Raw genomic sequence first — 12,573 nt, 5'->3', positions numbered from 1 at the left:
TAGAGTCGCGGGGTGGAGTCCCTCCCCCTGGCGTTCTCGAGCGGCTGGGCAAGCGGCGTCAACGCCTACCTGGTCGTGCTCGTGCTCGGCATCGCCGACCGGGTCGGCGACTACTCCGACGTCCCCGACGTGCTCGGCCGGTGGGACGTCCTGGCGGTGGCCGGGTTCCTCTACGCCATGGAGTTCGTCGCCGACAAGATCCCCTACGTCGACTCCACGTGGGACGCCGTCTCCACCCTGATCCGGCCGACCGCGGGCGCCGTGATCGGCGCGCTGCTCGCGGGCAACGTCCCCGAGGACACCTCGCTCGACCAGGTCGTGCTCGCCTCGGTCGGCGGAGGCACCGCGCTCCTCTCGCACCTGACGAAGGCCGGGATCCGGCTCGCGGTCAACACCTCGCCCGAGCCCGTCACCAACATCGGCCTCAGCATCGTCGAGGACCTCGCGGTGCTCGGGCTGGTCGCGTTCGCCGTCCAGCACCCGCGCGCCGCCGCCGCCATCGCGGCCGTCGTGCTCGCCCTCGGGCTGGTGCTGCTGTTCTTCATCGCCCGGTTGGTCCGCCGTGGCTGGCGCCGGTGGAAGGGGCGCCGCGCGCCCGCAGGCGCGGCCCCGTGACCGACCTCGTCGATCCCGCCGTCCGGGCCGAGGTGACCCGGCGGCTGGGCGAGCTGTGGGCCGGGCGGCCGGTGGTCGTGGGGCCGTTCGTGCTCGCCGGCGCGACGCCGTACGTCGGGTGGTTCCGCGAGCTCGACTGCCCGGTGCTCGTCGTCGCCACCACCCGGGGCGCGGGCGCCGTACCCGCCGAGGGCGACTGCGAGGTCGTGACGGTGGCCCCGCCCGCGACCGCGTCGATGACCGAGGAGCTGCGGACCCACGACGCCCTGGTGCACCACCTGCCGGCGGAGGCGCGGCGGCGGATCGACGCCTTCGACCCCGAGCGGCTCGGCACGTGGTTCAGCACGCCGTTCGTCACCACCGACGAGCCGATCGACGGGCGGCCGGTCACCGGCGGCCGGCCGGCGTCGTTCCTCGCCCTCGAGGACAAGCTGCTCGCCGACGCGATCTGGGACGCCGTCGGGGTCGAGCGCGCGCCGTACCGCGTGGTCGACCTCGAGGACGACGACGCCCTCGTCGCCGCCACCGACGAGCTCGCAGGCCCGCTGGGCGCGGTCTGGTCCGGCGACGCCCGCGACGGTTTCAACGGCGGAGGCAACTTCGTCCGCTGGCTCCGCGAGCCGGCCGACCGGGCGGAGGCCCTCGCGTTCTTCCGGCCGCGCTGCGACCGCGTGCGCGTGCTGCCGTTCCTGGACGGCGTGCCGTGCTCGATCCACGGGTTCGTGCTGCCGGACGGCACCGCCGCCCTCCGGCCCGTCGAGATCGTGATGCTGCGCGACCCGGTCGCGCGCACCTTCCGCTACTGCGGGCTCGGCACCACGTGGGACCCGCCGCCCGCCGACCGCGCGGCGATGCGCGAGGCCGTGCACCGGGTCGGCGACCTCCTGCAGCGCGAGCACGGCTACCGCGGCGCGTTCGGCATCGACGGCGTGCTCACCGCCGACGGCTTCCGGCCCACCGAGCTCAACACCCGCATGTCGGCCGGCGCCACCACGGTCGCGGAGCTCGACCGCAGGTTCTTCACGTTCCTCCAGGCCGCCCTCCTCGCGAGCGTCGACACGGGGCTGACCGCCGCCGACGTCGAGCGCCTGGTGCCCGAGATGGACGCGCACCGCACCGGCAAGGTCGTCTGCTTCGGCGAGGGCACCACCCTGGAGGCCGACGACTCCTACCCGCTGGCCTGGGATGGCACGGCGTTCTCGCGCTCCGAGGAGGAGACCGACAACGTGTTCGCGATCGCCGCCACGCCCAACGGGTTGTTCGCCAAGGTCGACCCGTGCGCGGCGGTCGTGCCCGGGCAGCGCCTCGCGCCGGTCAACGCCGCCCTCGTCGCCTACGTGGACGCGACGTACGGCACCGGCGCCGGCGCCGTCGAGTCGGCCCCCGACGTGCGCACGGTGGCCTGAGGTGGCGCGCGTCGTCGTGGTCGGCGGCGGCTTCGGGGGCCTGGCCTCCGCGGCTCGGCTGGCGAAGCTCGGCCACGAGGTCACGCTCCTGGAGCGGCTCGACTCCCTGGGTGGCGCGGTCTCCACGGTCGCGGCCGACGGGTTCGAGTGGGACGCCGGACCCACGTCGATGCTGCTCCCCGCGGTGGTGCGCGACCTGTTCCGGAAGAGCGGGCGGCCCGTGGAGCGGGAGCTCGAGCTCGAGCCGCTCGACCTGGTGCGCGAGCACTGGTTCGAGGACGGCACCGTGCTCGGCCTGCCTGGCCACTCCCGCGCGGCGCAGCTGCGCGCCTTCGACGAGCTCGGACCGGGCCTCGGCCGGCAGTGGGTCGACCACGTCGAGTCGTTCAACGACGACTGGGAGGTGCTGCGGCGGGCGTACTTCGAAACGCCGTGGGACCCGGCCGCCCTCCCCCGCGAGGTCGCGGCGCGGTTCGACGGGCGCGAGATGCTCCACAAGCGGCTGAGGCGCACGTTCAAGGACGAGCGCCTCCGGCAGGTGGCGGCCCACCCCTTCGTCGCCGACGGGCACGACCCGCGCAACGTGCCGGCGTGGGCCGGGCTGGTCGCCTACCTCGAGCAGCGGTTCGGTGCCTGGACCGTGGCCGGAGGCATGGCCGCGCTCACGGCCGCCCTCACCGCGCGGATGGCGACCCGCGGGGTCACCGTGGCGCTCGGGACCGCCGCGACCGACGTCGTGGTGCGTGACGGGCGCGCGGTCGCCGTCGCGACGACGTCGGGCGCGGTCGACGCCGACGTCGTGGTCTGCGCGATCGACCCGAGGATGCTGCCGGCGCTGGCGGCGTACGCCGAGCGCACGATGCCCGCGATGCCGCCGGTGGTCTGCCACGTCGGCCTGTCCGAGCCGGTCCGTGAGCTGGCCCACGAGGTGGTCGTGCACGGCGACCCGATGCTGATCGTGCGGTCCGGCGGCCGCGCGCCTGAGGGTGGCGCGGCGTACACCGTGCACGCTCGCGGCACCCTGGCCGAGGACATCCTGAAGGCGCTGGCGCGCCACCGCCTCGACCTGCGCACCGACCTGGTGACCCGCGTCGACCTGAGCCCCCGCGACCTCGTGGCGCAGTGGCAGAGCTCGCCGTACGGCGTGCTCTGGGAGGGCCGGGGCACGGTGCGGCAGCGGCTCGGGCCGCGGACGCCGATCGAGGGGGTGTACGCCGCCGGCGCGCACGCCACCCCCGGCAGCGGGCTGCCGTTCGTGGGGCTCTCGGCCGCGCTGGTGGCGCAGGTGGTGGGTCCGGCTTGAGGTCGGGCAGTTTCACCGGGTACCCGGTGAAACTGGTCCTGCCTGTATGGAGTTCCAGCCGGGAAGGGGCAGTTTCACCGGGTAACCGGTGAAACATGTGACTGGTGGGACCAAGATCAGCCCAGCGACCACGTCACGGTGAGGCTGGCCGACAGCGTGGTCTCGCCCGGCTGCAGCCCCACGTCGAGCTGCTTGCCGAGCGCCGCGAAGTGCACCGGCGGCGCCGACCCGCCGCCCTCGGCGAGCGACTCGACCTGGCCCAGCGTGGTGTCGGCGAGGGCGGCGAGGTGCTCGGCGGTGGCGCGGGCGTCGGCGAACGCCGCCTCGCGGGCGCGGCCCAGCGCGGCGGACGGGTCCTTGACCGTGAGGTCGACACCGTCGACCTGGAGCCGGTCACCGACCGAGGCCGCCAGCCGGGAGAGCAGGTCGTTGGCGGCCTCGAGGTCACCGGCTGCGACGGTCAGGCTGTGCCGCGCCTCGAAGGCCGCGGCCTGGCCCTCCTCGCGCACCGGCCAGACCGACAGGTTCATCGTGGACACGACGAGGTCTCCCGCCGCCGCGACCACCTCGGCGCGGGCCGACTCGGCTCCCGACAGGGCCTCGGCGAGCGAGCCCGCCCGGTGCACGGCCGAGAGCCGGACCACGGCGGTGTCGGGTGCCGCGCTCGCGGCGCCGTGGCCGGTGACGGTGAGGGTGCGCACCGTCAGAACCTATCCAGAGGCTCAGACGGTCATGTTGAGCGCGGCGAAGATCTCCAGCGTCGCCTTCGACCGGTTGAGGGTGTAGAAGTGCAGCCCGGGCGCGCCGCCCGCGAGCAGCTCCTCGCACAGCTCGGCCGCGATCGCGATGCCCTCGGCACGCATGGCCGCCGGGTCACCGTCGTGCGCCGAGATCCGCTCGACCAGGTCGGCCGGCACGTCGGTGCCGATGAGCTCGCCCTGCCGCCGGATCGCGTTGAGGTTCAGGATCGGCATGATGCCGGGGAGGATCGGCAGGTCGGCGCCGCGGGCGCGCACCCGCTCGACGAGCTCGAAGTAGTCCGACGCCCGGAAGAACATCTGGGTCACCGCGAACTCCGCCCCGGCCTCGGCCTTGGCGACCAGCACGTCGGCGTCGGCGTCGCGCGACGCGGCGCTGGGGTGACCCTCGGGGAACGCCGCCACGCCGATCCGGAAGTCGCCGCGCGAGCGCGCCAGCTCGACCAGCTCGACGGCGTAGGTGAGACCGCCCTCGGTCGGCGTCCACTCCGCGCGCGGCCCGTCGCTCGGGTCGCCGCGCAGCAGCATCACGTGCTCGATGCCGGCCTCGGCGTACGTGTCGAGGATCCGCTCGAGCTCCGCGCGGGTGTGGCCGACGCAGGTCAGGTGCGCCACGGGGGTCAGCGGGGTGTCGGTGGCGATCCGCCCGGTGATGCCGACGGTCTTGTCGCGCGTGGTGCCGCCGGCGCCGTAGGTCACGGAGACGAACGTCGGCCGGTAGGGCTCCAGCGCGCGGATCGCCGACCAGAGCTGCTCCTCGCCGGCCTCGTCGCGAGGGGGGAAGAACTCGAAGGAGAAGGACCGCTCGCCCCGGTCGAGCAGCTCGCGCATGCTGACTCCTCGTCCCGTGGCCATGGGCCGATTCTAGGTTCGGGAGGGGGTGCGCACCCCAATTCCCGGGATGCGGCCTAGTGTCGCAGGGTGAGCGCAGCGTGGGACGATGCCGAGTTCCGGGCCCGCGTGGAGTCGGCGCTGGAGGCGTTCCTCGACGAGCAGGCGGAGCGGCTGCTGCCGCTGGGTCTCGACGCCGCGCGGCTGGTCGCCGAGGCCCGCACGTCGGTCGCAGGCGGCAAGATGTTCCGGGCGTCGTTCTGCTGGTGGGGGCACCTCGCCGTCGCCCCGCCGGCCGACGAGACGGCCCTGGTCCGGGCCTGCGCCGCGCTGGAGCTGCTGCACGCGAGCGCGCTGGTCCACGACGACTACATGGACGCCTCCGACAGCCGCAGAGGCCGGCCGTCGACGCACCGCACCTTCGAGCAGGAGCACCGCGCCGCCGGCTGGCGCGGCGACCCGGAGCAGTACGGCGCCTCCGGCGCGATCCTCCTCGGCGACCTGCTGCTGTCGTGGTCCGACGAGCTCCTGCGCCGCTGCGGGCTGCCCATCTCGGCCGTGGCGCCGGCCCTCGACGTGTTCGACCTGTGCCGGACCGAGGTGATCGCCGGCCAGTTCCTCGACGTGTCCGCGCAGGCCCGCGGCCACGCCGACGTCGAGACCGCGATGACCGTGCTGCGCTACAAGTCCGCGAAGTACTCCATCGAGCGGCCGCTCCACCTCGGCGCCGCGCTCGCCGGCGCGCCCGGCTCGACGCTCGGCGAGCTGACGGCGTTCGGGCTCCCGCTCGGCGAGGCGTTCCAGCTGCGCGACGACCTCCTCGGCGTCTACGGCGACCCCGACACCACGGGCAAGCCCGCCGGCGACGACCTGATCGAGGGCAAGCGCACGGTGCTGGTCGCCCTGGCCCTCGACTCCGCCCCGGCTGCCGACGCGGCGCTGCTCGACCGCGCGCTCGGCACTGCGCTGTCCCCCGACGACGTCGAGCGCCTGCGCGGAGTCATCGACGCCTCCGGCGCGCACGCCCAGGTCGAGGCCGTCATCGACCAGCTCTCCGACGTCGCCCTCGCCGCCCTCGACCGCGCCTCGATCGACGGCGCCGCCCGCGAGGTCCTCCGCGGCCTCGCCACCGCCGTCACCCAGCGCGTCGTCTGACCGCGTCAGTCGAGCGAGGGGACGTCGACGTCGGGGCCGTCGCCGCGGAGCAGGGTGGTCAGCACGGCGGTGTGGTCGGAGAGGATCGCGCGCACGGCGGAGAACGCCGCCTCGTCGGAGCGGGCGAGCGTCCCCCAGCCGTCCCAGAGCAGCACGGTCGCGGCAGGAAGGTCGCGCAGGCAGTCGTTGAGGGCGTCGAGGTTCTGCCCGTAGTGGTCGGCGAAGCCCAGCGCCTCGCCGACCGCGGCCAGGAGCTCGTGGCGGGTCTGGTGGTGCCAGCCGTCGACGTACGCGAAGCGCCACCCGGCGTGCTCGACGGCGCGCGCCACCTCGTCGGCGGCGAACGCCGCGTGCCAGCGGTAGACGCCGGGCTCGTGGTGACCCGCGAGGACGCCCGCGAGCCCGCTCATCCGTGCGCCCTCATGCCTGCCTCCGCGCGATCCGCTCGAACGACTCGTAGTGGTCCTGGGTCCAGAAGAACTCCCCGCCGTCGCCGGCGATGATCCGGCGCGCGCCGCGGTCGGCGGAGCCGGGCGTCGGCACGGTGTACTCCGCGTAGTAGCCGCGCGGGTGGTCGGGCAGCAGCCCCTCGAAGTTGCCGAACGTCGAGCCGTCCTTGCCCGGGAACGGGAACGGCCCGCCCTGGTCGATGAGCGCCAGCGTCCCCTGTCCCTCGACCGGCAGCTCCTCCTCGAGCACCCACGGCAGCCCGCTCTCCGGGTCGAGGTCGCCGCTCTCGACGGTCGGCGACGAGCCCGCGTCGGGGCGCGCGCTCGCCGTCGGGTCGTCCCCGAAGATCGTGATGGTCTCGCCGTCGTGGTCGAAGGTCCACTTGATGAAGAACGACGTCGCGATGATCGTGACGAACGCGATCACCACCGCCTTGACGGTGGTGCGGTCCCACTTCACCGAGCGCTCCTACAGCGCCATCGCCTGAGCGCGGCGCTTGACCTCGGCGCCGCGGTTCTCGCGCAGCGCGTCGATCGGGCGGCCCGGGAGGTCGGCGTCGGTGAACAGCCAGGCGATGATCTCGCGGTCGTCGTAGCGCCCGTCGTGCAGCAGCGTGAGCAGCCCGCCCAGCCCCTTGACCGGCAGCCCGTCGTCGCCGATGAGGTCCGCCGGCACCTGCGGCCCGGCGCCGGGCGCGGGCACCGCGGCGGCCAGCTCGTGGTCGCGGATCATCGTGCGGACCTTCGCCGGCGTGACCCCGAGCCGCTCGGCGGCCTGGTCCCAGTCGAGCCACTCGTCGACCAGGGTGGACAGATCGGCCTCGGCGAGCGTCATGCACCCATGCTGGCACCCGGGCCCGAACGGCGCACTCGCGGGCGGGAGCCACGGCGCGCCCGGAGCGCGGGAAGTGCCGTTATCGACCCCCGGTCCGTACGATGGAGCATCCGGATCCTTCCCCGTCCGGGTGCAGGAGGTCGCCGTGGCGTCGGACCGGCATGCCCCTCAGGGCGCCGAGGGCCCGCCGGTCGACCCTGCCCGCGGCAGCTCCCAGGACCCCGCGTCCGACCACCTCACCGGCCGGGTCCTCGACAACCGCTACCTGATCGGCTCGCGGGTCGCCCGCGGCGGGATGGCCACCGTCTACGAGGCCACCGACCTGCGCCTCGACCGCACCGTCGCCGTCAAGGTGATGCACCCGGGGCTCGGCGACGACGACGAGTTCGCCGCGCGGTTCGTGGCCGAGGCCCGCGCCGCTGCGAAGCTCTCGCACCCCAACGTCGTCGCGGTCTTCGACCAGGGCAACGACGACGGCACGGTCTTCCTGGCCATGGAGCTGATCCCCGGCCACACGCTCCGCGACACGATCGGCAAGGAGGCGCCGCTCTCGGCGGCGCGCACCCTGGCGCTGATGGAGCCGGTGGTCTCCGCGCTCGCCTCCGCGCACCGCGCCGGCCTCATCCACCGCGACGTCAAGCCCGAGAACGTCCTGATCGCCGACGACGGCCGCATCAAGGTCGCCGACTTCGGGCTGGCCAAGGCGATGAGCGCCACCACCCAGCACACCGCGACCGGCGTCCTGATCGGCACCGTCTCCTACGTCGCACCCGAGCTGGTCGTCGAGGGCCGGTCCGACGCCCGCGCCGACGTGTACGCCGTGGGCGTGATCCTCTACGAGCTCCTCACCGGCAAGAAGCCCCACGAGGGCGAGACGCCGATCCAGGTGGCCTACAAGCACGTCCACGAGGACGTCCCGCCGCCCTCCCGACGGGTGCCGGGCATCCCCGACTACGTCGACGCTCTCGTCGCGCGGGCCACGGCGCGCGACCGGGAGCAGCGGCCGGCCGACGCCGGGGTGCTGCTCCACCACCTGCGCCGGGTCAACCAGGCCCTCACCTCCGGCGTGCGCAGCGACCCCGAGCTCGTCGACGACCTGCTCCCCCGCCGGGCGTCCGACACCGCGGAGGTGCTGCGCCGACCGGTGCCGGCGAGGGGCGACACCACCCCCGAGCCGTGGGACCACGCGGAGATGGCCGCGCTGCTGGCGCCCCCGCCCGAGGCGACCACGACGATGGACCGCCCGCGGGTGCCGACCACGGTCACCGACCGCCCCCGCCCGGTGCCGCCTCCCGCGCCGCCGTCCCGGCCGACCAAGCGGCCCCGCCGCCGTCGCGGCCCGATCCTCCTGGTCCTCGCGCTCCTCGTCGCCGCCGCGGTCGGCACCGGGGCGTGGTACTTCGGCTGGGCCCGCTACACCACCACGCCAGCGGTGCTGCAGCTCACGCCCGAGCAGGCCCAGCAGCGGCTCGAGGACGCCGGCCTCGACGTCCGCACCGGCGAGCCGACGTACTCCAACACCGTCGAGAAGGGCCTCGTCGTCAGCACCGACCCCACGGCGGGCAAGCGCGTGCTCAAGGGCACCGACGTGACGATCACGGTCTCGCTCGGCCGGGCGGTCGCCCAGCTCCCCAAGCTGACGGGCATCACGGAGGACGAGGCGCAGGACCGGATCATCAGCGCCCACATGGTCTTCGGCAAGACCACCAAGAAGTTCTCCGAGACCGTGCCCGAGGGCATCGTGGTCGCCAGCGACCCCAAGGGCGGCACCACCCAGCGCTTCGACACCGTCGTCGACCTCGTCGTGTCCAAGGGACGCCGGCCGATCCCCGTCGGCAGCTGGGCGGGCAAGAGCGCCGACGACGCCGAGCGGGCGCTGAGGAAGCGCGGGCTCGACGTCGACGTCTCCCACCAGTACTCCGACACCGTCGCCGAGGGGCTCGTCGTCTCCCAGGACCCCAAGGAGGGCACGCTCTTCAAGGGCGACACCGTCACCCTGCTGGTCTCGCTCGGCCCCCAGCTGGTCGAGGTCCCCAACGTCGTCGCGTCCGGCGTCGACGACGCCACCGCGACTCTCCAGGAGGCCGGGTTCGTGGTCGCCGTCCTGCAGGCGCCGGGCTACATCGGGCTCGGCTACGTGTTCTCGATGGACCCCGAGGCCGGCACGGAGCTGCCCAAGGGCTCGACGGTCACGATCTACCTCGTGTGAGCACCCGACGCGGCTCGTTGCTGGCGACCGGCGCGCTCCTCCTCACCACCGCGAGCTGGGGCAGCACGTTCTTCCTCATCAAGGACCTGCTCGACCGGGTGCCGACGCTCGACTTCCTGGCGGTGCGCTTCGCCATCGCCGGTGTGGTGATGTCCGCGGTCGCCCACCGGGCGGTGCTGGCGATGTCGCGGGAGGTGCTGCGGCGGGCGGTCGTCGTCGGCGGGATCTACGGTGTCGCCCAGATCCTCCAGACCGCCGGCCTGGCGCACACCGCGGCCAGCGTCTCCGGCTTCATCACCGGGATGTACGTCGTCTGCACCCCGCTGCTGGCCGCCGTCCTGCTGAGGACCCGCATCGGCCCGCTCACCTGGGCCGCGGTCGCGCTGGCCACCGCAGGTCTCGGCGTCCTGACCCTGCAGGGTTTCTCGATCGGGTACGGCGAGGCGCTCACCTTCGTCGCCGCCGTGCTCTACGCCCTGCACATCATCGCGCTCGGCGCCTGGTCGACCGCCCGCGACGCCCTGGGCATGTCGGTGGTGCAGCTGCTCGTCATCGCGGTCATCTGCCTCGTGGCGACGGCCCCCGACGGCGTCGTCCTCCCCGACACCGGCCGCGACTGGGCCTCGGTCGTCTACATGGCGATGGTCGCCGGCGCCCTGGCGCTGATCGCGCAGACCTGGGCGCAGTCGCAGCTCTCCCCCACCCGCACCGCGATCATCATGAGCATGGAGCCGGTCTTCGCGGCGTTCTTCGCGGTGCTGCTCGGCGGCGAGGGCCTGACGTCGCGGATGCTGCTCGGCGGCGCCATGGTGCTGGCGGCCATGCTCGTGGTCGAGCTCGCGCCGCGGCGCAAGGTCGAGGGCGAGGTCCAGCACCTCGCTGTCTGACACCGGGCCCCTGACCTGCGACGACACCCCTGCGCGACTACGATCCGCACGAAGACGGAGGTGATCGACATCAGCAGCTGTGCGTCCTGCGGGCACCAGCTCGGCGTGGGCCGGTTCTGCACCAACTGCGGCGCGCCCGTCGACTCCTCGACCCCGCAGCCGCCCACCGCGGCCGACGACTGGCGGACCGACACCGCCGAGCGCCGCCTCTCGCAGGTCGCTGCCGACCCGCGCACCCCGCCCGCCGCGGTGGCGCCGCCCCCGCCGCCCCGCTACCCGCTGTTCGCCGACGAGGTCGAGGAGTACTCGCCGTACGGCCCCCTCTCGACCAGGGCTCCCGAGCCGGCCCCGGCGCCCGTCGTCACCGCCGACCCGGAGCCGGCGCCGCACGCCGAGCCCGCCCAGCGGGCCGAGCCGGCCTTCGAGCCCTACCAGTACTACTACGACGAGGAGCGCCGCAGCCCGGTGCTCTGGATCCTCGCCGCGGCCCTCGTGCTGGCGCTGGTCGCGGCGGGCTGGTGGTTCCTGGTGCGCGACGACGGCAGCGACCCGGCCGCCTCCGACGACGGCGGCCCTTCCCAGTCGGGTTCCGCGGCGCCGGACGGCGTCGACGTCGCCGGCCGGGCGACGGCCAAGGCGCCCCGGACGGCGCCGCCCAACGAGGACGTCAACGGCGACCAGGTGTCCTACGACGCCAGCAACATGCTCGACGGCGTCCCGACGACGGCCTGGCGCACGCCCGGCGACGCGACGGGCCTCAAGCTGACCTTCACGCTGCGGGAGCCCACCGAGCTGCACAGCGTCGGGCTGGTCAACGGCTACGCGAAGACCTCGACCGACGCCCGGAACCGCACCTTCGACTGGTACCTCGGCAACCGCCGGATCAAGGCCGTCACCTGGATCTTCGACGACGGCAGCAAGGTCACCCAGCAGCTCTCCGAGACCCGCGACCTCCAGCAGGTCGAGGTCCCCGACGTCCTCACGACCCGCGTCGTGCTCCGCATCACGAAGGTGTCCGCCCCCGGCAAGGGCAAGGCCTCCCGCGACTTCACCGCGATCAGCGAGGTCTCGATGGTGGGCGATCCCACCAGCTAGGTGTGACCGGCCAGGCGCTCAGAGGGAGGCCAGGACCGACGCCGCCCGCTCGGCGTCCGCGCGCGAGACGTCGAGGTGCGTGACCATCCGTACGGCGGTCGGCCCGACGGTGGCGACGCGCACGCCCTGCTCGGCGGCCGCCGCGACGAACGCCGCCGCGTCGCTGCGCTCGACGACGACGATGTTGGTGTCGACGGCCTCCTGGTCGAGGCCGCACGCCTCGGCCAGGAGGCCGGCGTGCGCGTGGTCCTCCGCCAGCCGCTCGACGTGGTGCTCGAGCGCGTGGAGGCCGGCGGCCGCGAGGATGCCGACCTGGCGCATGCCGCCGCCCATCCGCTTGCGCCGCACCCGCGCCTCGTCGACCGCGTCCCGCGACCCGACCATCAGCGAGCCGACGGGTGCGCCCAGCCCCTTGGACAGGCAGACCGACAGGACCGACGCGACGGCGCCGTACTCCGCGAGCGCGACGCCGGTGGCCACGTGCGCGTTCCAGATCCGCGCGCCGTCGAGGTGCACGCCGGCGCCGACCCCGGTGGCCCACGACCTCAGCTCCTGGAGCTCGTCGAGGGGCAGCACCGCGCCGCCGGCGAAGTTGTGGGTGTTCTCGACCGAGATCGCGGCGGTCCGGACGAAGAACGGGCCCATCTCGGGCGCGAACATCGCGCGGACGGCCGCCAGGTCCGGGCGGCCGCGCGGGTGCGTCCAGGTGCGCATCGTGATGCCGCCGATCGCGCCGTGGGCGCCGAGCTCGGCGCGCGCGATGTGCGCGGAGGCCTCGCAGAGCACCTCCTGACCGGGCGCGACCAGGGAGCCGACCGCCAGCACGTTGGCCATCGACCCGGTCGGCGTGAAGAGCGCCGCCTCGTGCCCGAACAGGTCCGCGACCCGCTCCTCGAGCGCGATCACGGTCGGGTCCTCGCCGTAGACGTCGTCGCCCACCTCGGCCTGCGCCATCGCGGCGCGCATGGCCTCGGTCGGGCGGGTGAGGGTGTCGGAGCGGAGGTCGATCACCCGGTACAACCTACGGTTC

Annotated in this window: 13 protein-coding genes; 7 read left to right on the top strand and 6 right to left on the bottom strand. The window is 74.2% G+C overall.

The annotated features are described in order from the left end of the window. The first annotated feature begins 12 nt into the window (after positions 1–12). Genes G514_RS0103300 through G514_RS0103290 form a run of 3 tightly spaced genes read left to right on the top strand, consistent with a single transcriptional unit; the run spans position 13 to position 3,324 of the window. Positions 13–615 carry a DUF4126 domain-containing protein gene (locus G514_RS0103300; RefSeq protein WP_028650602.1) on the top strand — a complete coding sequence of 201 codons (603 nt, stop codon included), beginning with the start codon at positions 13–15 and terminating at the stop codon, positions 613–615. Further along, a complete protein-coding gene (locus tag G514_RS28910; RefSeq protein ID WP_157544573.1) occupies positions 612–2,021 on the top strand; it encodes a hypothetical protein in 1,410 nt (469 codons plus the stop codon). Before G514_RS0103300 ends, G514_RS28910 begins: the two co-directional genes overlap by 4 nt. Position 2,022: 1 nt before the next feature. Further along, a complete protein-coding gene (locus G514_RS0103290) occupies positions 2,023–3,324 on the top strand; it encodes a phytoene desaturase family protein (RefSeq protein ID WP_028650601.1) in 1,302 nt (433 codons plus the stop codon). Between the two features lie 116 nt (positions 3,325–3,440). On the opposite strand, the gene G514_RS0103285 is transcribed toward G514_RS0103290, so the two are convergent. Further along, positions 3,441–4,025, bottom strand: a complete 585-nt coding sequence (locus G514_RS0103285) for an SIMPL domain-containing protein (protein ID WP_028650600.1) — start codon at positions 4,023–4,025, stop codon at positions 3,441–3,443. A 21-nt stretch (positions 4,026–4,046) separates the two neighbouring features. Further along, complete coding sequence (metF, locus tag G514_RS0103280; protein ID WP_028650599.1) at positions 4,047–4,937, bottom strand: methylenetetrahydrofolate reductase [NAD(P)H]; 891 nt, start codon at positions 4,935–4,937, stop codon at positions 4,047–4,049. A gap of 66 nt (positions 4,938–5,003) precedes the next feature. On the opposite strand from metF, the gene G514_RS0103275 reads away from it, so the two are divergent. Then, positions 5,004–6,068: a polyprenyl synthetase family protein gene (locus tag G514_RS0103275; protein WP_028650598.1), complete on the top strand. Its 1,065-nt coding sequence runs from the start codon at positions 5,004–5,006 to the stop codon at positions 6,066–6,068. Between the two features lie 5 nt (positions 6,069–6,073). On the opposite strand, the gene G514_RS24590 is transcribed toward G514_RS0103275, so the two are convergent. From G514_RS24590 to G514_RS0103260, 3 genes are read right to left on the bottom strand one after another with little or no spacing between them, the layout of a single operon-like run. After that, positions 6,074–6,478 (bottom strand): barstar family protein, encoded by a 405-nt coding sequence (locus G514_RS24590; protein ID WP_051246625.1) that lies wholly within the window; start codon positions 6,476–6,478, stop codon positions 6,074–6,076. A 10-nt stretch (positions 6,479–6,488) separates the two neighbouring features. Beyond that, positions 6,489–6,977, bottom strand: a complete 489-nt coding sequence (locus tag G514_RS24585) for a guanyl-specific ribonuclease (RefSeq protein ID WP_245582086.1) — start codon at positions 6,975–6,977, stop codon at positions 6,489–6,491. A 9-nt stretch (positions 6,978–6,986) separates the two neighbouring features. Beyond that, positions 6,987–7,352: an Rv2175c family DNA-binding protein gene (locus G514_RS0103260; protein WP_028650597.1), complete on the bottom strand. Its 366-nt coding sequence runs from the start codon at positions 7,350–7,352 to the stop codon at positions 6,987–6,989. A 145-nt stretch (positions 7,353–7,497) separates the two neighbouring features. On the opposite strand from G514_RS0103260, the gene pknB reads away from it, so the two are divergent. From pknB to G514_RS0103245, 3 genes are read left to right on the top strand one after another with little or no spacing between them, the layout of a single operon-like run. Beyond that, entirely contained in the window at positions 7,498–9,561 is a 2,064-nt protein-coding gene (gene pknB, locus G514_RS24580; protein ID WP_051246747.1) for a Stk1 family PASTA domain-containing Ser/Thr kinase, read from the top strand. Then, positions 9,558–10,448 carry a DMT family transporter gene (locus G514_RS0103250; protein ID WP_028650596.1) on the top strand — a complete coding sequence of 297 codons (891 nt, stop codon included), beginning with the start codon at positions 9,558–9,560 and terminating at the stop codon, positions 10,446–10,448. Before pknB ends, G514_RS0103250 begins: the two co-directional genes overlap by 4 nt. A 60-nt stretch (positions 10,449–10,508) precedes the next feature. Then, positions 10,509–11,543, top strand: coding sequence for an NADase-type glycan-binding domain-containing protein (locus G514_RS0103245; RefSeq protein ID WP_028650595.1), 1,035 nt, complete (start codon positions 10,509–10,511; stop codon positions 11,541–11,543). Positions 11,544–11,561: 18 nt separating this feature from the next. Here G514_RS0103245 and G514_RS0103240 read toward each other — a convergent pair whose 3' ends face one another. Further along, positions 11,562–12,554 (bottom strand): threonine aldolase family protein, encoded by a 993-nt coding sequence (locus G514_RS0103240; RefSeq protein WP_028650594.1) that lies wholly within the window; start codon positions 12,552–12,554, stop codon positions 11,562–11,564. Between the last annotated feature and the right edge of the window lie 19 nt (positions 12,555–12,573).

The sequence above is a fragment of the Nocardioides halotolerans DSM 19273 genome, from assembly GCF_000422805.1.
GTDB classification, from domain to species: Bacteria; Actinomycetota; Actinomycetes; order Propionibacteriales; family Nocardioidaceae; genus Nocardioides; species Nocardioides halotolerans.
Note: the sequence above shows the minus strand (reverse complement) of the source record. Positions and strands in the feature narration are given on the sequence as shown.